This is a genomic window from Streptomyces sp. NPDC007164, from assembly GCF_040634135.1.
Taxonomy (GTDB): Bacteria; Actinomycetota; Actinomycetes; order Streptomycetales; family Streptomycetaceae; genus Streptomyces; species Streptomyces sanglieri.
This window is the reverse complement of record NZ_JBEYFB010000002.1, coordinates 427,253-448,116: the sequence shown is the minus strand read 5'-3', so window position 1 is coordinate 448,116 and position 20,864 is coordinate 427,253. Positions and strand designations below refer to the sequence as shown.

Below are 20,864 nucleotides of genomic sequence, written 5' to 3'. Positions count from 1 at the left end.
TGGCATGGGTCACTGGTTCGATCGGAACATTGTCGAGCCGGGAAAGCTGCCGCTGCTGCTCGCCCTGGCCGCCTTCGTGCTCACCTTCGCGATCACCCGGCTCATCACGCGGATGATCCGGGCGGGGAAGGGCCCGTTCCGCAACATCACGCCCGGCGGTATGCACATCCACCACGTGGTTCCCGGGGTGGTGCTGAGCGTCGTCGGCGGTTTCGGCGCGGTCGCCAGCGGACGGGAGGGCGTCGCCGCGGGGATCTGGGCCGTGGTCTTCGGCATGGGCGCGGGGCTGGTGCTGGACGAATTCGCCCTGATCCTCCATCTCGACGACGTGTACTGGACCGAGGAGGGCCGCCAGAGCGTGGAGGTGGTGGTCCTCACCGCGGCGCTGGTCCTGCTCGTCCTGGCCGGGTTCTCACCGCTCGGCGTGAACGAGCTGAGCAGCGACGAGCAGCAGGACCGGCTCGGCGTGATCCTGACCCTGGTCGTCAACTTCTGCTTCGTGCTGATCGCGCTCTTCAAGGGAAAGGCACGGCTCGCGGTCGTCGGCACGCTCGTCCCGTTCGTCGCGCTGATCGGGGCGGTCCGGCTGGCCCGTCCGACGTCGATGTGGGCCAGGCGCTTCTACCGCAACCGCCACCGGGCCCGCGCCCGGTCCGTGCTGCGCGCCTATCACCACGATGTGCGCTGGGTGGGCCCGCGGCGCAGATTCGAGGATCTGATCGGCGGCGCACCGGACCGGGTGCCGCTCCCCGGACGAGATTCCTGATCCCGAGGCCGGTCCCGGCGGGCCGTGTACGCGCACAGCACGAGGACCGCGGCGATCGCCACCAGGTGCTCCTTGCCCGCCAGATTGTTCTTCAGGACCACCTCGGCCACCATCGCCGCGACGACCAGCGCCCCGGTGAAGCGGGCCCGGTAGAGGTAACAGAGGTAGACGGCGAGGCCGACCACCGCCGCGGACGGCCCGGTGTCGACGATCCGGGCGTCCGAGGCCGGCAGCCCGAACAGCCCGTCCGGGCCGAGCGCGACACCGATCCGCGCGTACAGCGTCCCGGACAGCGTCGCCACGTACGCGATCAGCAGCGTGCGCCACCGGCCCAGGCAGATCTCGGCGGTGCCGAACACCACCAGGATCTGCGCCAGCGCCCCCCAGACCGGCAGGTCCGGCGCCGGCACGAACAGCGACAACGGCGTACGCAGCAGGGAGAGCGGCAGCGGGTCCTCGGCCTGCACGGCCCCGAGGCCGTGCACCACCCCGAGACCCCATGAGTACTGCTGCAGCGCGTGGAGCAGCGCCGTCAGACAGACCGCGGCGACCGTCATCGGGATCGCCCACAGCCGGTCGGCGGTGAGCGCCGCGCGTACGGCCGCCGACAGCGGACCCCACTCGCGACGGGCCGCCCGGCGCAGTGCGCGCACGGGTCTCATCCATCGGCCCCGAGATGCGAGCGGTGCAGCCACTTGGGCAGACCGGGCGCCTCCAGGAACCCTTCGGCGCGGCCCGCCGCGACACCGATGCGCAGCAGGTCCGAGCTCTTCTCGAACAGCATGAAGCGGGGCTCCCAGATCGGCCGGTACTTGGCGTTGGCGCGGTACAGCGACTCGATCTGCCACCAGCGCGAGAAGAAACTGAGCATCGAGCGCCACAGCCTCAGCACCGGTCCGGCGCCGAGCCGCGAACCACGCTCGAAGACGGACCGGAACATCGCGAAGTTCAGCGAGACCTGCGTGATCCCGATCTCCTGGGCGCGCTGGAGGAGTTCGATGACCATGAACTCCATCAGCCCGTTCTCCGCGTCCCGGTCACGGCGCATCAGGTCCAGCGAGAGGCCGTTCGGCCCCCAGGGCACGAAGCTCAGTACGGCGCGCAGCTCGCCCGGGGCGCCCTCCTCGGTGGGGGCGTTGCGGCATTCGAGCATCACGCACCGGCCGTCCGCCGGATCGCCGAGCCGGCCCAGCGCCATCGAGAAGCCGCGTTCGGTCGCCCCGTCGCGCCAGTCGTCGGCGCGCCGCACCAGTTCGGCCATCTCCGCCTCGGGGATGTCCGCGTGGCGGCGGACGGTCACCTCGTACCCGGCGCGCCGGACCCGGTTGTACGCCTGGCGGACGGTGCGCATCGCCCGCCCCTCCAGGGTGAACTCGGCGGTCTCCACGATCGCTTCGTCGCCCAGTTCCAGGGCGTCGAGGCCGTGCCGTGCGTAGATCGTGCCGCCCTCCTCGCTCACCCCCATCACCGCCGGGATCCAGCCGTGCTCGCGGGCCTCGGCCAGCCACGGCTCGATCGCCCCCGGCCAGGCCTCCGGGTCGCCGATGGGATCACCGGAGGCGAGCGAGACCCCGCTCACCACCCGGTAGGTGACGGCTGCCTTTCCGGTCGGGGACCAGATGACGCTCTTCTCCCGGCGCAGCGAGAAGTAGCCGAGCGAGTCGCGCTCGCCGTGCTTCTCCAGCAGTGCGCGGAGCCGGGTCTCGTCCTCGGGGGTGATCGGGTCGACGGCCCGGCGGGACCGGAACGCCGCGTACACGACGGCGATCAGCAGCAGCGTGGAGAGCACGTTGATGGTGACGTTGACCCAGCCGGGGGCGGTGATCCCGGGGAAGGTGGCGTCGTTGTCGGCGACCGAGACCAGCCTCAGCGCCCCGTAGCGCCAGCGGTCCAGGAAGGACGCCCGGTAGCCGTCGGACGCGGTGTTGGTGAGGGTGACCAGGCCCGCGGCGAGCAGCGAGGTGACCAGCAGCCCGCCGACCGCGACGACGGCCGCCAGCTTCGGGTTGGACCGGTCGCCCTTCGCGTAGAACTCGCGCCGGCCGAGGATCAGGGCCAGGACGAAGGCGGCGGTCAGCGCCAGCGAGATCCAGTTCTGCGGATACCGCCGGACCTCCGGGAACGCGATCACCAGGGCGAAGAGGAGCAGCAGCAGGCCGCTCACCACCATGTTCACGATCCAGGCGGCCCGCTTGCGGCGGCGCATGGTGACCGCCAGGAAGAGTGCGACGACCCCGGAGGAGAAGCCCGCGGTGAGCAGGTACGGGGTGAAGTAGTTCTCCGTGTTGTGGCGGCGCAGATCGTTTCCGAGCGTGACCCAGACGGCGCTCAGGAAATTGATGAACGACACGACGCGCAGGTACCAGATGGTGAATGCCGCGCTGCGCCGTGACCGGACGGTGCTCGGTGACCGGACGGAGTCCCGCCCGGATTCGTCGGTGGCCAATTGGACCTCTCCCATGAAAAGCGATCATATGGTGCATCGCACTGCATGAGGGACTGCGCTGCGGCCGGTGTTCGACGGCCGCAGCGGTGCCGGTCCGTGAGGCTCAGGTCGCGTCGCCGTACGCGGCCCCGGCCCCGGCTCCCTCGTCGGCGCCGTCCTTCTCCTCGGCGACGGGGTCGCGCTCGGGCAGTTCGGCCGCGAGTGCGGCCGCGGCCCGGACGAGCGGAAGTGCGAGCAGTGCCCCGCTTCCTTCTCCCACGATGACGCCGTGGTCCAGCAGCGGGTTGAGCGCCATCCGGTCCAGCGCCTTGGCCTGGGCCGGCTCGCCGCTCGCCTGACCCGCCAGCCACCAGTCCGGCGCCCGGAAGGCGGCCCGCTGGCCCACCAGTGCACAGGCCGCGGAGACCACGCCGTCCAGGATCACCGGCAGCCTGCGCACCGCGCACTGCAACAGGAACCCGGTCATCGCCGCCAGATCCGCCCCGCCCACCGTGGCCAGCAGCTCCAGCTGGTCACCGAGGACCGGCCGGGCCCGCCGCAGCGCGTCCCGGATCGCCGCGCACTTGCGCATCCACGCCAGGTCGTCGATGCCCGCGCCACCGCGCCCGGTGACCACCGAGGCGTCCGTACCGCACAGCGCCGCGATCAGGGTGGCCGCGGCCGTGGTCCCGCCCACGCTCAGATCGCCGAGCACCACCAGATCGGTGCCCGAGTCGGCCTCCTCGTCGGCGATCGCGATGCCGAGCCGTACCGCCCGCTCGGCCTCCTCGGCCGTCAGCGCGTCCTCGATGTCGATCCGGCCACTGCCCCGCCGCACCCGATGACGCGCCACCGGCTCGGGCAGCAGCTCCGGATCGCAGTCCAGACCGGCGTCGACGATCCGTACCGGTACGGAGAACTGCCGGGCCAGCACCGCGAGCGGCGTCGCACCCTCCAGGGTGGCCCGCACCAGCTCGTACGCGCTCCCAGCGGGACGCCCGGAGACATCCAGTCCGGCGACCCCGTGATCACCGGCGAAGAGCACCACGCGCGGCTGCTCGATCGTCTTGACCGGCACGGACTGCTGCGCGGCCGAGAGCCATTCGCCCAGCTCGTCCAGGCGGCCGAGGGCGCCGACGGGAACGGTCCGGCGCTCCCGCCGTTCCTCGGCATCGCGCCGTACGCCGCCGTCGGGGCGTTCGATCAGATCGGAGAAGTCGTCCAGATTCACGGGGGTCTGCCTCGCGGGTCGATGCGTCGAGTGGGCCGGTGAGCCCGGCGGCGGGCTACGACCCCACCCGCGATCGGCAGCGGCGTCGCGGCGCCGGGGACCTCCGCCCCCGGCGTTGTCGTCAGTCGCGATGGCTCCGCCATCACTCCCTCCTCCGCCTTGGATTCGAAGGCCTCAGGCGCCGCTCCTTCTCCCGCTGACAATCGCGGGTGAGGTCGTTACTGCGGAACAGTACCCGCCGCGTTTCCGGCGCCCGGTCGGCACGATGCCCCTGCGGCCGGAGAGCACGGGCGGCCCCGGTCAGCCGCGCAGCACCAGCGCCTGCCCGGCCACCACCAGCAGCACCTGCTCGCACTCGTCGGCGAACGCGGCGTTCAGCCGGCCCAGCTCGTCCCGGAAGCGCCGCCCGGCGGCCGTCGCGGGCACCACGCCCGAACCGGTCTCATTGGTGACGGCGACGACCGTACGACGCGTTCCGCGGACCGCCGAGACCAGCTCGGCGGTCCGCTCCCGCAGGGCGCCCTCGCCGCCCCCGGCCCACGCCTCCTCGTCCCAGGCGCCCACCCGGTCCATCGCGTCGGTCAGCCAGAGCGACAGGCAGTCGATCAGCAGCGGCGGCCCGTCCGACTCCAGCAGTTCCACCAGCTCACAGGTCTCCTCGGTGCGCCAGGCGGCCGGCCGGCGCTCCCGGTGCAGACCGACCCGGGCCGCCCACTCCGCGTCGCCCTCCCGGCCGCCGCCGGTCGCCACGTACACCACCTCGGGAAGCGTCTCCAGGCGCCGCTCGGCCTCCACCGACTTTCCCGACCTGGCCCCGCCCGTCACCAGCGTGCGCCGGGGCACCGACGGGACCGCGTGGTACTCGCCCACCACCAGCGTCGTCCCGTCCGGCACGGCCCGCGCGCCGGCCGCCGCGAGCCGCCGGTCCAGCTCGGCCCCGGGCGGTGCGGCATGGTCCAGATGGACGGCCACGATCTCGGTGGCCGGGCCGATCGCCTCCACCGCCCGCAGCCGCGCCACCGCGTCCGGCCGCCCCACCACATCGCCGACCACCATGTCGTACGGCTCCGCGACCCGGTCGGTGAGACCGGCGGGCGCGGCCCCCGGAGGCATGTACAGCAGCCGGGGGCCCGCCGGTCCGGTGACCTCGTACCCGGTCCCCGGCGCGTCCATCGGCACCGCCCGCACCCGGTGCCCGCTGATCAGCGTCAGCACCCGCCCGTCCGGGACCCGCCCCGCCGGGGGCAGCCCCGCGGGCAGCTCCACGGCGGGCCCGTCGTGCGGATGGGTGAGCAGTACCTGCCGCACCCCGGTGAGCGAGTGCCCCGCACGGGCCGCGGCGAACACGGCCCCCGGAGTGAGATCGAGCAGCAGCGCGTCGTCGACCAGCAGCGCGGTCGCGGCCCGCGAGCGCGCCCCGCGGGCGACGGCGCAGGCGGCGCAGGGACATTCGGGCTGCGGCAGCCCGTCGGGGGCTCCGGTGCCGAGCAGAGTCAGTTCCACGCCTTTGATCCTCCCGCGTCCGTGCGACCGGTGCGCGACCTGGGGGCGTCCGGACGGGTGCGGAGCCGGTCCCCGCACCGGACTCGGGCACCAGTGCCGGACCGGCCCCGACCTGCCGTACAGGCACTAGGCTGCGGGGCAGCAAAGCGACCCAGGAGGCGGACATGGCGTGGACGTGGCGGTTCGAGAAGTCCGACGGTACGGAGACGGAGCCGGCCCTGCAGCCGGAGGAATTCACCACCCAGGGCGACGCGGAGTCCTGGATCGGTGAGTACTGGAAGGAACTCCTCGAAGGCGGGGCGGACCAGGTGACGCTCTTCGACGACTCGACGAAGATCTACGGCCCCATGAGCCTCCAGGCGGACTGAGGGTCTGCCGCCTCGCGCGAGGAACGTTCCGGATCTCCTCGCGCGAGGAGCGGCGTCAGATCTCGCCCAGGGTGACCTTCGCCGTCTTCTCCGCCCCGTTGCGCAGATACGTCACCGTGACCTTCTGGCCCGGCTTGTCCGAGGCCAGCGCCTCCGACAGCGACGTGATCGTCGTGACCGGCAGATCGTCGATCCTGGTGATGATGTCGCCGGCCCGCAGCCCCGCCTTCTCTGCGGCGCCGCCCTTCGCCACGCTGACCAGGGCCACGCCGGCCGGCTGGTAGTTGTCGTCGACGACGGTGCGGCCGCTGATGTTCAGGGCCGCCCGGCCCGAGTCGGTGACCTTGCCGTTCTTGATGATCTGGTCGGCGACCGTCTTGACCATCGACACCGGGATCGCGAACCCGATCCCCGGCGCCGCGCTGCCGCCCAGCTCCGGGTCGGTCGCCGCCAGGGTCGGGATGCCGATCACCTCGCTGTCCAGGTTGACCAGCGCACCCCCGCTGTTGCCCGGGTTGATCGCGGCCGAGGTCTGCACCATGTTCGCGATCGTCGCGCCGGTGCCGCCGCCCGAGCGGCTCTCGCTGACGGTCCGGCCGAGCGCCGAGACGATGCCCTGGGTGACGCTGGAGGACAGTCCGAGCGGCGAGCCCATCGCCAGCACGATCTGCCCCACCTCGACCTTCTCCGATTCGCCGAACTTCGCGGGCTTCAGCCCGTCCGGCACGCTGTCGAGCTTGATGACGGCCAGGTCCTGCTCCGGGTAGGTGGCCACCAGCGTGGCCTTCTGCGCCTTCTCGCCGGTGGCGACGGTGACCTTGAACGTCTTGTCGTTGCCGACCACATGGGCATTGGTGACGATATGGCCCTTGGTGTCGTAGACGATGCCGGAGCCCAGGCCCTCGGAGGCCTCGATCTGCACCACCGATGGCAGCACATTCTTGATCACGGCCTGGTAGTCGCTCTGCAGGTCGCCTGCGGTCCGGGTGGCGGAGGCCGATTTGCTGGGTTCGGTCTTCGGCGACTCGGAGGCCGCGTCCGAGCAGCCGCTCACCAGGGCGATCGCACAGACACCTGCGGCCAGGGACAGCAGCAGCCGGCGAACACGGGCACGGGAGTGGAGTGCATCCATGCCTCGATTGTCGCTTTTAACCCTATTGGCGGCCTCTTGGATTCGGCCGTACGGGGGAACGTCGCCCGGCCGCCCCGGGAGCCGCTCCCGTGTCCGCTCAGCCCCGGACGCCGCACAGGTGCAGCAGCGCGGCCACCCGACGGTACGGATCGGTCCGCCCGGCCCGGTCCTCCGCGGCGAGCACCTGTTCCAGCTCGGCCGCGGCCGGCAGCTCCACGTCGTTGCTCACGTTGTCCGTGAAGACGCGCACCCCGTACCAGGCGTGCAGCGGTGCCGCGATCCCGGCGAGGGTGGCCGTCAGGGCGTCCAGCCGGTCGGCCCGCACGGTGAGACCCAGCCGGTTGGTGTACGTGTCCGTGTCGAAGGCGGCCAGCGCCTCGTCCCAGTCCCCGGCGGTACCGGGGCGCATCGCCAGCGCGTCCGCGTTCCGTACGAGCAGCGAGAGCAGTCCGCCCGGGGCGAGCATCCGGGCCAGGCCCGCCAGCATCGCGTCCGGATCCCGGACGTACATCAGCACGCCGTGGCAGAGCACCACGTCGAAACTGCCCGGCAGGAAGTGCACCCCGGTGTCCAGGCCGTTGCCCTCGATCAGCCGGACCCGCTCACGGATGCCCGCGGGCTCGCTGCCGAGCGCCTCCGTGGCCACCCGCAGCATCTCGGCGTCCGACTCCAGGCCGGTCACCGTATGACCGGCCCGCGCCAGGCGCAGCGCCTGGGTGCCCTGGCCCATGCCGACGTCCAGCACGCGCAGCCGCTGCCCGACCGGGAAGCGGGCCGCTATCTGCTCGTCCAGCTGCCGGGCCACGAGCTCCTGGCGGACGGTGTTGCGCAGCCCGCCCAGCCCCTTGAGCCAGACCGAGGAGGCCGCGGAGAACCCGGCGACCGGAACAACATCGTCCGGCCGGCCGGCGGACGGACCGCCGACCGAGCCGGAGATGTGCGTATTCAGGGCCGCTCTCCACGCTTGACCTGCGGCTTGGGCAGCCGGAGGCGACGCATCTGAAGCGTGCGCATCAGGCCGTAGGCGACCGCGCCACGCTTGGGCGTATCGGGGAAGCGCTCCTTGAGCTGCTTCTTGAGGCGGATCGACAGACCGACCGAGTCGAGCACGATCAGCACGATCACGATGAGCCAGAGCAGCAGCGAGATGGTCTGGATGTTCTGCACCTGGATCACGCTGAGAATCAGGATGATCACGGCGAGCGGCAGGAAGAACTCCGCGATGCAGAAACGCGAGTCCACGTAGTCGCGGACGAAGCGCCGCACCGGGCCCTTGTCGCGAGCCGGCAGATAGCGCTCGTCGCCACTGGCGAGCGCCTCACGCTGCTTGGCCATGTCCACACGGCGAGCTTCGCGCTGCCGCTTCATGGCCTCCTTGCGGTCGAGCGGCGCGCCACTGGAGGCGCGACGGCGCTGCGACTGGGCATCGCTGCGCTTGGGGGTGGGGCGACCTTTGGGGGCCTGCGGGTCGCGGGGCTGCTTGGAGAGGTCCGCCGTCACCTTGCCGGTGGGCGCCTTCTCTTCCTTCGAACGGCTACGGAACACAAGGCCCAAGGGTACGGGGTAGATCGCCACGACCCCAGGCCGGCCGGGAACGATCCGGCAACGGCCTGCGTCCTCGCAGGTGTACCGGGGTGCCCGGTACGGGTGACGTGACCGGGTCTCCCCGACCCCCGCCTACTCCTTGGGCCGGAGTGGTGACCTGGTGCAGTCGTCCTTGGGTAGGAGCACATCCTTGCCCGAACAGTGCGGTAATAGAGGCAGGGCCCGTACTGTGGGTTCTGTTGGAGTGCTGGAGCTCAGTCCGTCAGAAGGGGGCGCGCGAAGCCCATGAGCGGTGTCATGAAGCGTATGGGGATGATCTTCCGCGCGAAGGCAAACAAGGCCCTTGACCGGGCCGAGGATCCGCGCGAGACCCTCGATTACTCGTACCAGAAGCAGCTCGAACTGCTTCAGAAGGTACGTCGCGGTGTCGCCGACGTGGCGACTTCGCGCAAGCGGCTCGAACTGCAGCTGAACCAGCTGCAGGGACAGTCGTCCAAGCTGGAGGACCAGGGCCGCAAGGCACTCGCGCTCGGCCGCGAGGACCTGGCCCGCGAGGCGCTGTCCCGGCGCGCCGCCCTCCAGCAGCAGGTCACCGACCTGGAGACGCAGCACACCACGCTGCAGGGCGAGGAGGAGAAGCTCACCCTCGCGGCGCAGCGGCTGCAGGCCAAGGTCGATGCCTTCCGCACCAAGAAGGAGACCATCAAGGCCACCTACACCGCCGCCCAGGCGCAGACCCGGATCGGCGAGGCATTCTCCGGAATCTCGGAGGAGATGGGCGACGTCGGCCTGGCGATCCAGCGGGCCGAGGACAAGACCCAGCAGCTGCAGGCCCGGGCCGGCGCGATCGACGAGCTGCTCGCCTCCGGTGCCCTGGACGACCCGACCGGCACGGCGAAGGACGACATCGCCGCCGAGCTGGACCGGATCTCCGGCGGTACGGATGTGGAGCTGGAGCTCCAGCGCATGAAGGCCGAGCTGGCCGGCGGCTCCAGCCAGCAGGCGATCGAGGGCGGCCCGCAGGACGCCGCCCAGCAGCAGTCCTCGCAGTCCCCGCACAGGTTCGACAAGAGTTGAGGCGGCGTCATGATCGTACGGATCATGGGGGAGGGCCAGGTCGCACTGGCCGACAGTCATCTCGCCGAGCTCGACGGGCTCGACGACGAACTGCTCGCCGAGATGGAGAGCGGTGACGGACCGGGTTTCCGCACCACGCTCCACGCGCTCCTGGCCAGGGTGCGCGAGCTCGGCACAGCGTTGCCGGACGACTCCCTGGAGCCGTCCGAGCTGATCCTGCCGTCGTCCGACGCGACCCTCGAAGAGGTGCGCGCCATGCTCCGTGACGACGGACTGATCCCCGGCTGACGCCGTTCGCCCCGCTCCAGCACACGCGTGAACCCGTGCCCCGGGTCCGGTCCGCCGGACCCGGGGCACGGGCGTGTCCGGTGTCATTCGCGCGGGACCTGTCCGATTTCCTCGCGACACGCCGTAACGTAGCTTGACGTGACCACCCTCGGAACCGGGGTTCTGCGCGTCCGGCACTGGCTGCGCGACCATCCCCTCGCGCTGGACGCCGCCCTGGCCCTGGCCGTGCTGGTGGCGATGATCGTCGGGTCGTTCGTCCACCCGCGCCCGGGGGAGGGGCCCTCCTTCGGGACCCGCCCGCCCGCGGTCAGCGGCGTGCTGCTGATGGTGGCCGGTGCCGTGGCGCTCATCTGGCGGCGGCGCAGTCCCATGGTGGTGCTCGCGGTCACCGCCGGGCTGACCGTCGTCGAGCTGGTGAAGTCCGACCCGCCCGCACCCGTGGTCATGGCCACCGTCATCGCGCTGTGCACCGTCGCCGCCCGCACCGACCGGCCCACCACCTGGCGGGTCGGCCTGCTGACGATGGCCGTGCTGACGGCCTCGGCGATGCTCTTCGGCGCGGCGCCCTGGTACAGCCAGGAGAACTTCGGCGTCTTCGCCTGGACGGGAATGGCCTGCGCGGCGGGGGACGCCGTCCGCTCCAGGCGCGCCTTCGTCGACGCGATCAGGGAGCGGGCCGAACGGGCCGAGCGCAGCCGCGACGAGGAGGCCCGGCGCCGGGTCGCCGAGGAACGTCTGAGGATCGCCCGCGACCTCCACGACGTCGTCGCCCACCACATCGCCCTGGTCAACGTCCAGGCCGGGGTGGCCGCCCACGTCATGGACAAGCGCCCCGACCAGGCCAAGGAGGCGCTCGCCCACGTCCGGGAGGCCAGCCGCTCCGCGCTCGACGAACTGCGGGCCACCGTCGGGCTGCTGCGGCAGTCCGGCGACCCGGCGGCGCCGACCGAACCCGCACCGGGGCTCGCCGTCCTCGACGCGCTGGTCGACACCGTCCGCCGGGCCGGGCTCCCCGTCGAGGTGGTCTGCGCCGACCGGCGGCCCCCGCTGCCCGCGGCCGTCGACCTGGCCGCGTACCGGGTCATCCAGGAGGCGCTGACCAATGTCCGCAAGCACGCGGGCCCCGGGGCCCGGGCCGAGGTGAGCGTCGTACGGGTCGGGTCCACGGCCGAGGTCACCGTGATCGACAACGGCTTCGGCGGGGGCGGCTGCCACGGCGACGGCGGCGGGCACGGCCTGCTCGGCATGCGCGAACGCGTCACCGCGCTCGGCGGCACCCTCACCGCCGGGCCCCGCTACGGCGGCGGATTCAGGGTCCATGCGATCCTGCCCGTCGAGGCCCGCACAGGAGAGTCCGGGGAGCCGGGCCCGGCGGGCCGGACGGGGGAAACCGCATGACAGAGCCCATCAAGGTGCTGCTCGTCGACGACCAGGCGCTGCTGCGCAGCGCGTTCCGGGTGCTGGTCGACTCGGAGGCCGACATGGAGGTGGTCGGCGAGGCGGCGGACGGCGCGCAGGCCGTGGAGCTCGCCCGCTCGACCGGCGCCGACGTGGTGCTGATGGACATCCGGATGCCCGGCACGGACGGACTCACCGCGACCCGCATGATCAGCGCCGATCCCGAACTGGCCGGCGTACGGGTCGTCATGCTCACCACCTTCGAGGTCGACGAGTACGTGGTGCAGTCGCTGCGGGCCGGGGCGTCCGGCTTCCTCGGCAAAGGAGCGGAACCCGAGGAGCTGCTCAACGCGATCCGTGTCGCCGCGGGCGGCGAGGCACTGCTGTCGCCCGCCGCGACCAAGGGACTGATCGCCACCTTCCTCGCGCAGGGCGGCAGTTCGGACGGCGAGGGGCCGAGCGCCGCGGAGTACTCCGACCGGCTCGCCGCGCTCACCGGCCGCGAGCGCGAGGTGCTCGTCCTGGTCGCGGGCGGCCACTCCAACGACGAGATCGCCGAGCGGCTCGTCGTCAGCCCGCTCACTGTCAAGACCCATGTGAACCGGGCGATGGCGAAGCTGGGCGCCAGGGACCGGGCCCAATTGGTGGTAATTGCCTACGAATCCGGCCTGGTGCGCCCCAGGGTGGAGTGAGGGGTGGAGATACGGCGTACTCCACCTGCGGTATGCGCGGCATAAGAAAGCGACCTGGGGCCGACGCCCGGACCCCTGCCGACAGGCGATCGTATAGATGGGCCGGGTCTGTCCCCCAGCCACCCGTCCCACCTGCCGCGTAAGCCACAGAAGAGAGACCCACCCATGTCCTGGCTGTCCAGATTCAGCCTCGCGCAACGGGCCCTGATCGGTTTGATCTCGATCGTCGCGCTCGTATTCGGAGCGATCGCGATCCCGCAGCTCAAACAGCAGCTGCTGCCCACCATCGAACTCCCGATGGTGTCGGTCATCGCCCCCTACCAGGGTGCGTCCCCCGATGTGGTCGAGAAGCAGGTCGTCGAGCCACTGGAGAACTCGGTCAAGGCCGTCGACGGCGTCACCGGGATCACCTCGACCGCCAGCGAGGGCAGCGCCGTCATCATGGCGTCCTTCGACTTCGGCAGCGAGGGCACCAAGCAGCTCGTCGCCGACATCCAGCAGGCGGTGAACCGCGCCCGCGCCCAGCTTCCCGACGACGTCGACCCGCAGGTCATCGCCGGTTCGACGGACGACATCCCGGCCGTCGTCCTCGCCGTCACCTCCGACAAGGACCAGCAGGCGCTCGCCGACCAGCTGGACCGCACGGTCGTCCCCGCCCTGGAGGACATCAGCGGCGTCGGCCAGGTCACCGTCGACGGTGTGCAGGACCTTCAGATCTCCGTCACCCCGGACGACAAGAAACTCGCCGCCGCCGGTCTGAACGCCATGACGCTCTCCCAGGCGCTCCAGGCAGGCGGGGCGACCGTCCCCGCCGGTTCCTTCTCCGAGTCGGGCAAGAGCCGCACCGTCCAGGTCGGCGGTGCCTTCACCTCCCTGAAGCAGATCGAGGACGTGCGGATCACCGGTCAGGACCCGGCCACGGGCAAGCCCGGCGAGCCGGTCCGCGTCGGTGACGTCGCCAAGGTGAAGCAGGAGCCGTCCACCGCGGTCTCCATCACCCGTACGAACGGCAAGCCGAGCCTCGCCGTGATGGCCACGATGGACAAGGACGGCAGCGCCGTCGCCATCTCGGACGCGGTCAAGGACAAGCTCCCCGACCTCCGCAAGGACCTCGGAGCCGGTGCCGAACTGACCGTCGTCTCCGACCAGGGACCCGCCGTCTCCAAGGCGATCTCCGGTCTGACCACCGAGGGCGCGCTCGGCCTGCTCTTCGCCGTCATCGTGATCCTGGTCTTCCTCGCCTCGCTGCGCTCGACCCTGGTCACCGCGGTCTCCATCCCGCTCTCCGTGGTCCTCGCGCTGATCGTGCTCTGGACCCGTGACCTCTCGCTCAACATGCTCACGCTGGGCGCGCTGACCATCGCGATCGGCCGCGTCGTCGACGACTCGATCGTGGTCCTGGAGAACATCAAGCGTCACCTCGGCTACGGCGAGGAGCGCCAGTCGGCGATCATCACCGCGGTGAAGGAAGTGGCCGGCGCGGTCACCTCCTCGACCCTCACCACGGTCGCCGTCTTCCTGCCGATCGGTCTCGTCGGCGGCATGGTCGGCGAGCTCTTCGGTTCCTTCTCGCTGACCGTCACCGCGGCCCTGCTGGCATCCCTGCTGGTCTCGCTGACCGTCGTCCCCGTCCTGTCGTACTGGTTCCTGCGCGCCCCGAAGGGCGCCACGGAGAACCCGGACCAGGCGCGCCGCGAGGCCGAGGAGAAGGAGGCCCGCAGCCGGCTCCAGAAGCTGTACGTCCCGGTCCTGCGCTTCGCCACCCGGCGCCGCATCACCAGCATCGTCATCGCGATCGTGGTGTTCCTCGCCACCTTCGGCATGGCCCCGCTGCTGAAGACCAACTTCTTCGACCAGGGCGAGCAGGAGGTCCTCTCCATCAAGCAGGAGCTGGCCCCCGGCACCAGCCTGGCGGCCGCCGACAAGGCGGCCAGGAAGGTCGAGAAGGTCCTCACCGAGGACGAGGGCGTCAAGGACTACCAGGTCACCGTCGGCTCGTCCGGCTTCATGGCGGCCTTCGGCGGCGGCACCGGCGCCAACCAGGCCTCGTACCAGGTCACCCTGAAGGACTCGGGCGACTTCGACGCCACGCAGAAGCGCATCGACACCGCGCTCGGCAAGCTCGACGGCATCGGTGACACCACCATCGCCGCGGGCGACGGCTTCGGCAGCCAGGACCTCAGCGTCGTGGTCAAGGCCGCCGACGCGGACGTGCTGAAGAAGGCGTCCGAGCAGGTCCGGGCCGGAGTGGCCGGGCTGAAGGACGTCACCGACGTCCAGAGCGACCTCGCGCAGAGCGTCCCGCGGATCTCGGTCAAGGCCACGCCCAAGGCCGCCGAGGCCGGCTTCGACCAGGCCACGCTCGGCGCGGCCGTCGCCGGAGCGGTGCGCGGCACCCCGTCCGGCAAGGCGATCATGGACGACACCGAGCGCGACGTCGTCATCAGCTCCGCCCACCCGGCCACCACGATGGCCGAGCTGAAGGACCTCCCGCTCGGCCCGGTGAAGCTCGGTCAGATCGCCGACGTCGAGCTGGTCCCCGGCCCGGTCTCGATGACCCGGATCGACGGCCAGCGCGCCGCGACGATCACCGCCAAGCCCATCGGTGACAACACCGGTGCGGTCGGCACCGCGCTCCAGACGAAGATCAACGAGCTGAAGCTCCCGGACGGTGCCACCGCCACCATCGGCGGCGTCTCCGAGGACCAGAACGACGCGTTCCTGAAGCTGGGCCTGGCCATGCTGGCCGCGATCGCGATCGTCTTCATGCTGCTGGTGGCGACCTTCAAGTCCCTCATCCAGCCGCTGATCCTGCTGGTCTCCATCCCGTTCGCGGCGACCGGCGCCATCGGCCTGCTCGTGATCACCGGCACCCCGATGGGCGTACCGGCGATGATCGGCATGCTGATGCTGATCGGCATCGTGGTCACCAACGCGATCGTGCTGATCGACCTGATCAACCAGTACCGGTCCCAGGGCATGGGTGTCGTCGAAGCGGTCATGGAGGGCGGCCGCCACCGGCTCCGCCCGATCCTGATGACCGCACTCGCGACCATCTTCGCCCTGCTCCCGATGGCACTCGGCGTCACCGGCGAGGGCGGCTTCATCTCGCAGCCGCTCGCCGTGGTCGTGATCGGCGGCCTGGTCACCTCGACGCTGCTGACGCTCCTTCTGGTGCCGACGCTCTACGCGATGGTCGAGCTCCGCAAGGAGCGCCGCGCGAAGAAGAAGGCGGACAAGCGCGCGAAGAAGGCGGGCCTGCCCGCCCCGGACCTCGCGGAGGCGACCGCCTCCGAGGAGCCGGAGCCCGCGAAGGCGTAACCCGCCCGGCACGACGAGAGGGCCCTGTCCCACGCACCTGCGTGGGACAGGGCCCTCGCCCTTTCCGCCCGGCTCGCCGAACCGCCGGGGGACGTCAGGCGGCCCCGTTGAGGGCCTGGACCATCCGGAGCCATGTCTCGCCGTGCGGGTGGGCGTGCCGGACGCTGAGGGCGACGATCTCCCTCAGCAGCCTGGCCCGGGTCGCCTCGGGGGCGCGGGGGAGGAGCGTGGCCAGCTCGTCCGGCTCGACGCCCTCGACGGATCCGGCGAGCACCAGGCCCGCCTGGGCGTGCGTGAGGGAGGACAGCCTGTCGTCGAAGACCTGCCCCTCGACGGCCGCCGCGTGCAGCAGCGCGTTGCCGTCCCCCGCCGCCAACGCCCTTTCCACATACGCCTGGAGGGCGTCACGGTCCTCGACGAGGCGGTACGCGGCGTCCATTCCCTCGGTGCGGGTGACATCGAGGATGGCGACGTGCGCGAGCGGGGTGTCCTCCGGCGGCTGGGCCCGGAGGATGCGGGGGTGGTCCTGGAGGAAGGCCCGGGACTCCGCCCAGTCCGCGCAGCCCACCCACTCCGCCACCTGCTCCGCGAGGATCAGCGGATCGTAGGCGGCGGTCACGCCGTGGACGAGGACGGCCTCGCGGAGCGCGGCGTGCTGCTGTGCGGTGCGGGGGTCCAGGAGCGCCAGCTCTTCGAGGGCCGTCGCCGCCTCCTCGCTGCTCAGCGCCTGGGCGTTCCGGGACCAGAAGTCGCGTGACTCGGGCCAGTCGGGCGCGAACATCCAGGAACCGACGAGGTCCAGTGTCTCCGGGGACAGGGCGAGCCAGGCGGGTGCGGGGGCGGCGGTCTCCTCCTCCCACGCGGTGCGGACCGCGTCGGGATCGCCGTACGCGCGCAGCGCCCGCCGGGCCCGTACGGTCACGGGGTCCGCGCCGCCGTCCGGCGTGGCGTCCCGGTGGAGAAGGGACACCAGTTCTCGGACGCCGGCCGAGGCCAGGGCACCGGGACAGCCCAGCAGGAAAATGCTCCGCTCGGCCCCGAGGCGCCGGGCCGTCTCGGGGTGGGCGCCGAACTCCGCCACGGCCTCGTCGAATTCCCGGACCGCCGACGCGTGGTCGTCGGTGCGGGCGAGTGCCCCGGCCAGGTTGGCGAGGGCGGAGACCAGGGACTTCTCGAAGGCACCGGGGTTCTCCAGCGCCAGGGTCCGGTAGGCGGCGGCCGCTTCCCGCGCCGCGCTCACCGCCCCTTCGGCGTCCTGGCCGGCCCCCAGGTGCTTGCTGAGATTCTGTAGGGAGAGAGCCAGATCGGGCAGGTGGGCACCGCTGAGTTCGTCGACGAGCCCGCGCAGGATCCGGACCCCCTCGCCGGCCGGCGCCAGGGCCTCTTTCCGGCTGCCGGTGTCGGCGAGGTTCTGGGCCAGAGTGCCGAGTGAGCCCGCGAGAGGGGAGCGGAGGGCGGGCTCGCGTGCGGCGAGTTCACGGAAGAGGGCGACCGCTTCCTCCGAGGCTCGCAGCCCCGCCGCCGGGTCTTTGGCCCTGTTCAGGTGAGCGGCGAGATTGGTGAGTGCCGTGGCCAGCTCCGGCCGGAAGACGGCGGGGTGCTGTGCGGCGAGTGCGCGGCGGATGGCGACCGATTCCCGGCCGGCCGTGAGCGCCCCCGAGACGTCGCCCAGGGTTGCCCGATGGTTGCCGAGGTTGGTGAGGGCCGTCGCGTACTCCGCGAGGAAGGCGTCCGGGTCCTCGGCGGCCAGACGCTCGTAAAATGCGGTCGCTTCCTCGGCGTTGGGCAGAGCCGTCGCGGGCTCACCTGCGGCGACGAGGTGCATGGCGAGGTTGTTGAGCATCGCGGCCAGGCCCGGGAGGGACGCTGTCGGCCGTTGCGCGGCCAGCTCGCGCTGGATGCGTACGGCCTCCCGCGCGAGCAGCACCGCCGAAGCCCGGTCTCCCGCGGCGGCCGTCTTGTTGGCCAGCGAGGTCAGGGACCGGGCGAGATCCGGCTGGAAGACGTCGGGGTGCTGCGAAGCGAGCCCGGCGTACATGCGCGCGGCATCCCGCGCCGGAGCGAGCGCGCCCTCGTGGTCCCCGGTGGCGGAGATCCGGTCCGCCAGGTTGTGCAGAGCGCCCGCCAACTGCGGCTGGAAGGCGACCGGATGGCGCGCAACGAGTTCCCGGCAGATCTCCACGGCCTCCCGCGCGGGCGCGAGGCACCCCGCGAGATCACCGACGTCCTCCCGGTGCACGGACAGATTGGTCAGCGAGCCGGCCAGGGCGGACCGGAGACCGGTGGGGTGGCGTGCGGCCACCTTCCGGTCGGCCCGGACCGCTGCCACCGCGTGAGGAAGCGCGCCCACGTGGTTTCCGACGGACTTGAGACTGCTGGCCAGATTGGTCAGCGCGGAGGCGAGAGGGGCCAGGAACTCGTCGGGGTGCGCCGCGGCGAGCTCGGTGTAGATCTCCACGGCCTCCTGCGCGAGGGGCACGGCGGCCCGGCGTTCCCCGACGGTCGAGAGATTCGCCGCCAGGTTGGTCAGCGTGGCGGCGAGGCCGGGGCGGAACGCCGCCGGAGCCCGTTCGACGAGCTGCCGGTAGATGCCGACGGAGTCCAGAGTGAGCGCGAGCGCCCCCTCGCGGTCGCCGATGTCGTGGACGCGCCGGCCGAGAGTGCCGAGGGCGAGAGCCAGGTCGGGGAGGCCCGCGCTTCCGCCCGCGTCGGCGAGGCTCCGCTGGAGCTCGACCGCTTCGCGCGCCGGTGGCAGCGCCCCCTCGCGGTCGCCGATGTCGGCGTACCGGTTGGCAACGTTGATGAGGGTGCGTACCAGCGCCGTGCTGAAGACCCCTGGAAGGGTGCGCTCCAGCTCCTTGTACAGGGTGAGCGCCTCCCGTGCCGCACTCAGCGCGTCGTCGGGACGCCCTTGCGTCCTGAGCCGCTGGGAGAAGAGGATCAACGCCTGGGCCAGAACGGGGACCGCGCCCGCCCCGCCCCGCTCCGCCGGCCCCCTCAGCATCGCGATACCCGGCGCACCCGCCCGCGCCGCGTGCAGCGCCAGCCCTCGTCGCACGTACGGATCGACCGAGTCCCAGCCGCCGTCCGCCGTCCGCCGCTCGGCGTGCGCGACGAGCGCGCCCAGCACCACCTCTCCGGCCTCGGCACCCTCCGGCCCCTCCCGGTCCGCGAGATGCGACAGGAACTCGCGGTGGTACAGCCGGAACACCGCCTGCCCGCCCTCCGCGTCCTCGACGACGTAGCGGCCGTAGACGGACAGCAGCCAGTCCACATCGCTCTCGTCGTACGGCACGTCACCGCCGCCCAGCGCCCCGGCGACCTCCTCCCACACACCCCCGGCGGGCATGCCGCGCCCGACCGTCCACGCGAGGGCCGTCAGCAAGTCGCGTGCGGTGCCGGGGAGTTCGGTGCCGTCCTCGCGGACCCGCACCGGCCCGGCCCGCAGGTCGTCCTCGAACGCGGCCTCGATGGAGTCCGGCAGACCGGCCGGCCACCGGCCCTCGTCGGCATCACGCACAGCCGTCCCCGCCAGCAGCGACCCCACCACCAGCCGGGCGAACAGGAACCCGCCGCCCACGGCCGTGGCACGCGCCGCGATCGCGTCGCCCGTCTCCCGCGCCCGGTCCTGCGGGACACCGGCCTCCGCGCACCGCCGGAACACGTACTCACCGATGTCCTGCTCGGTGTGCGGTTCCCGCTCCAGGTCCGCGGTGGTGACACCCGCGCCGATCAGCCGGGCCAGGGCGTCCGGCAGCGTCTCTTCCCCGCGCCCGTCCTCCGCGAGGCGGCTGCGGAACGCGCGGTCGCGGGAGCCGAGCAGGACCGGGCCCGTCCGGCTGAGCGGGAAGACCAGCTCCTCGATCATGGCGCGCAGGTGCTCGGCGGGTACTTCGTCCAGGCCGTCGAGGACCAGCACCGGCTGCGGGGACAACTCACGGAGCTCGCCGCGGAAGTCGTCCGCGTTGCGGGGTTCGGGCAGCCCGAGCTGCCGGGCCAGTTCCGAGACCGCCTGGAGGGGGCTCAGGCCCCGCAGGTGTACGGAGGCGAGGGAGCGGCCGGGGCGCAGGCCCGGGTCCGGGTCGTCCTCGCGCAGGCCCCCGTACTTCTCGGTCTCCCTCCGCTGCACGGGATCGGTGAGCGTCGCGATCCGGCCCAGCACGGCCGACTTGCCGCAGCCCGCCGGGCCGGTCACCAGGAAGAGCCCGGCCTCGTCCGCGGCCAGCCACGCGACGATCCGGCCCAGCACCTCCTTCCGGCCCGTGAAGAACCAGCCCTCCTCGCGGTACCCGACCCCGCGCGCCGCGAGCACCAGGTGCTCCACCAGCCGGGCGGGGGCCCCGGGCACATGGCGCGGGTTCGGAAACACCGGGCGCCCGGTGCCGAGGGTCGCGGGCACCGGTGTCTGGCCCTCGCCGCGCCAGCGCTCGGTCAGCGCGGCCAGCAGGTCCGGGCCGCCGACCAACTCGTTGTGGGCGCTCCATGCCGAGCGGTACTCGGTGGTGGAGGGCCCGTCCTTCAGCACTTCCGCCAACGCGGTGAGCAGAGGGCCGCTGCCGTCCGACGTCTCGTTGCGCCGGCAACTCGCCACGATTCCCAGCCACTTCACCTGGCCGGGCGGCGTGGACATGACCTCCCAGCGGCGCAGGGCCTTCTCCACGCCCCGGCCCACCGCGTCCCCCGCGTGGCAGGTGTCGATGATCACCAGGATCTGGTCCGCGCCCGAGGCCACCGCGTCATTGACCAGTGTCTCGGCCGAGACCCCCCGCTTGAGGGCGCGTACGTCACGAGTCACCTGCTCGACGTCGAGATCCAGGTCGCAGAGCGCGAGGCGCAGCTCGTCGTCGACCAGCACGCCGTGCCCCGACCAGACGATGATCGCGGGCTTGGCCGCCCCCGTCTCCCGCCGGCCCTCGCTCCAGGTGGTGAGGGCCTCGTCGAAGACCGCCCAGGACGGGTTCCCACCGCCCACCACATGCGCCGCGATCCCCAGACCCGCCAGCAGTCCGGCGATCTCCTCCATCTGGGCCACCGCCCCGGTCAGCCGGGGAAAGCTCCGCCTGTCGGCATACTCCTCGCACACCACGCACAGCGCCGTCCCCACCGGCTCCCGTCCGT

At 72.1% G+C, this 20,864-nt stretch carries 15 protein-coding genes; 7 read left to right on the top strand and 8 right to left on the bottom strand.

The features are described 5' to 3' along the window. Positions 1 to 4 precede the first annotated feature (4 nt). Complete coding sequence (locus tag ABZ622_RS06500; protein ID WP_360540969.1) at positions 5 to 766, top strand: hypothetical protein; 762 nt, start codon at positions 5 to 7, stop codon at positions 764 to 766. Here the strand turns inward: ABZ622_RS06500 and ABZ622_RS06495 are convergent. From ABZ622_RS06495 to ABZ622_RS06480, 4 genes are all read right to left on the bottom strand, one after another. Continuing rightward, positions 670 to 1,428: a hypothetical protein gene (locus ABZ622_RS06495; protein WP_360540967.1), complete on the bottom strand. Its 759-nt coding sequence runs from the start codon at positions 1,426 to 1,428 to the stop codon at positions 670 to 672. The two genes, ABZ622_RS06500 and ABZ622_RS06495, sit on opposite strands and share 97 nt — an antisense overlap. Beyond that, the gene (locus tag ABZ622_RS06490; RefSeq protein WP_360540965.1) at positions 1,425 to 3,227 is read right to left on the bottom strand and encodes a phosphatidylglycerol lysyltransferase domain-containing protein; all 1,803 of its coding nucleotides are present in this window, start codon (positions 3,225 to 3,227) and stop codon (positions 1,425 to 1,427) included. The genes ABZ622_RS06495 and ABZ622_RS06490 overlap by 4 nt, the downstream gene beginning before the upstream one ends. Before the next feature lie 88 nt (positions 3,228 to 3,315). After that, complete coding sequence (cobT, locus tag ABZ622_RS06485; RefSeq protein ID WP_360540963.1) at positions 3,316 to 4,422, bottom strand: nicotinate-nucleotide--dimethylbenzimidazole phosphoribosyltransferase; 1,107 nt, start codon at positions 4,420 to 4,422, stop codon at positions 3,316 to 3,318. A gap of 300 nt (positions 4,423 to 4,722) precedes the next feature. Continuing rightward, complete coding sequence (locus tag ABZ622_RS06480; protein WP_360540961.1) at positions 4,723 to 5,925, bottom strand: bifunctional adenosylcobinamide kinase/adenosylcobinamide-phosphate guanylyltransferase; 1,203 nt, start codon at positions 5,923 to 5,925, stop codon at positions 4,723 to 4,725. A gap of 164 nt (positions 5,926 to 6,089) precedes the next feature. Here ABZ622_RS06480 and ABZ622_RS06475 point away from each other — a divergent pair, with 164 nt between their 5' ends. Continuing rightward, complete coding sequence (locus ABZ622_RS06475; protein ID WP_360540959.1) at positions 6,090 to 6,293, top strand: hypothetical protein; 204 nt, start codon at positions 6,090 to 6,092, stop codon at positions 6,291 to 6,293. A 55-nt stretch (positions 6,294 to 6,348) separates the two neighbouring features. Here the strand turns inward: ABZ622_RS06475 and ABZ622_RS06470 are convergent, their stop codons facing one another. The 3 genes from ABZ622_RS06470 to ABZ622_RS06460 all read right to left on the bottom strand — a co-directional run bounded on the left by ABZ622_RS06470 (position 6,349) and on the right by ABZ622_RS06460 (position 8,970). Next, positions 6,349 to 7,425, bottom strand: coding sequence for a trypsin-like peptidase domain-containing protein (locus ABZ622_RS06470; RefSeq protein WP_360540957.1), 1,077 nt, complete (start codon positions 7,423 to 7,425; stop codon positions 6,349 to 6,351). Between the two features lie 97 nt (positions 7,426 to 7,522). Beyond that, positions 7,523 to 8,257 (bottom strand): methyltransferase domain-containing protein, encoded by a 735-nt coding sequence (locus tag ABZ622_RS06465; protein WP_360541038.1) that lies wholly within the window; start codon positions 8,255 to 8,257, stop codon positions 7,523 to 7,525. 113 nt (positions 8,258 to 8,370) lie between these two features. Continuing rightward, positions 8,371 to 8,970: a DUF3043 domain-containing protein gene (locus tag ABZ622_RS06460; RefSeq protein ID WP_360541036.1), complete on the bottom strand. Its 600-nt coding sequence runs from the start codon at positions 8,968 to 8,970 to the stop codon at positions 8,371 to 8,373. A gap of 297 nt (positions 8,971 to 9,267) precedes the next feature. Between ABZ622_RS06460 and ABZ622_RS06455 the strand changes: the two genes are divergently transcribed. The 5 genes from ABZ622_RS06455 (at position 9,268) to ABZ622_RS06435 (ending at position 15,746) form a co-directional block, all read left to right on the top strand. Continuing rightward, the gene (locus ABZ622_RS06455; protein WP_124718100.1) at positions 9,268 to 10,047 is read left to right on the top strand and encodes a PspA/IM30 family protein; all 780 of its coding nucleotides are present in this window, start codon (positions 9,268 to 9,270) and stop codon (positions 10,045 to 10,047) included. Between the two features lie 9 nt (positions 10,048 to 10,056). Continuing rightward, a complete protein-coding gene (locus ABZ622_RS06450) occupies positions 10,057 to 10,335 on the top strand; it encodes a hypothetical protein (RefSeq protein ID WP_266691293.1) in 279 nt (92 codons plus the stop codon). 138 nt (positions 10,336 to 10,473) lie between these two features. Beyond that, entirely contained in the window at positions 10,474 to 11,733 is a 1,260-nt protein-coding gene (locus tag ABZ622_RS06445) for a histidine kinase (RefSeq protein WP_360540954.1), read from the top strand. Further along, a complete protein-coding gene (locus tag ABZ622_RS06440) occupies positions 11,730 to 12,425 on the top strand; it encodes a response regulator transcription factor (RefSeq protein ID WP_360540952.1) in 696 nt (231 codons plus the stop codon). Before ABZ622_RS06445 ends, ABZ622_RS06440 begins: the two co-directional genes overlap by 4 nt. Before the next feature lie 165 nt (positions 12,426 to 12,590). Then, complete coding sequence (locus tag ABZ622_RS06435; RefSeq protein ID WP_360540950.1) at positions 12,591 to 15,746, top strand: efflux RND transporter permease subunit; 3,156 nt, start codon at positions 12,591 to 12,593, stop codon at positions 15,744 to 15,746. A gap of 94 nt (positions 15,747 to 15,840) precedes the next feature. Here the strand turns inward: ABZ622_RS06435 and ABZ622_RS06430 are convergent. Next, positions 15,841 to 20,864 (bottom strand): tetratricopeptide repeat protein (locus ABZ622_RS06430; protein ID WP_360540948.1); only part of this gene is annotated, 5,024 nt, incomplete at its 5' end.

Coding starts and splice junctions, on each gene's coding strand:
- ABZ622_RS06500 (WP_360540969.1), top strand. CDS start 5: ATGGGTCACTGGTTCGATCGGAACATTGTCGAGCCGGGAAAGCTGCCG.
- ABZ622_RS06495 (WP_360540967.1), bottom strand. CDS start 1,428: ATGAGACCCGTGCGCGCACTGCGCCGGGCGGCCCGTCGCGAGTGGGGT.
- ABZ622_RS06490 (WP_360540965.1), bottom strand. CDS start 3,227: ATGGGAGAGGTCCAATTGGCCACCGACGAATCCGGGCGGGACTCCGTC.
- ABZ622_RS06475 (WP_360540959.1), top strand. CDS start 6,090: ATGGCGTGGACGTGGCGGTTCGAGAAGTCCGACGGTACGGAGACGGAG.
- ABZ622_RS06470 (WP_360540957.1), bottom strand. CDS start 7,425: ATGGATGCACTCCACTCCCGTGCCCGTGTTCGCCGGCTGCTGCTGTCC.
- ABZ622_RS06455 (WP_124718100.1), top strand. CDS start 9,268: ATGAAGCGTATGGGGATGATCTTCCGCGCGAAGGCAAACAAGGCCCTT.
- ABZ622_RS06450 (WP_266691293.1), top strand. CDS start 10,057: ATGATCGTACGGATCATGGGGGAGGGCCAGGTCGCACTGGCCGACAGT.
- ABZ622_RS06440 (WP_360540952.1), top strand. CDS start 11,730: ATGACAGAGCCCATCAAGGTGCTGCTCGTCGACGACCAGGCGCTGCTG.
- ABZ622_RS06435 (WP_360540950.1), top strand. CDS start 12,591: ATGTCCTGGCTGTCCAGATTCAGCCTCGCGCAACGGGCCCTGATCGGT.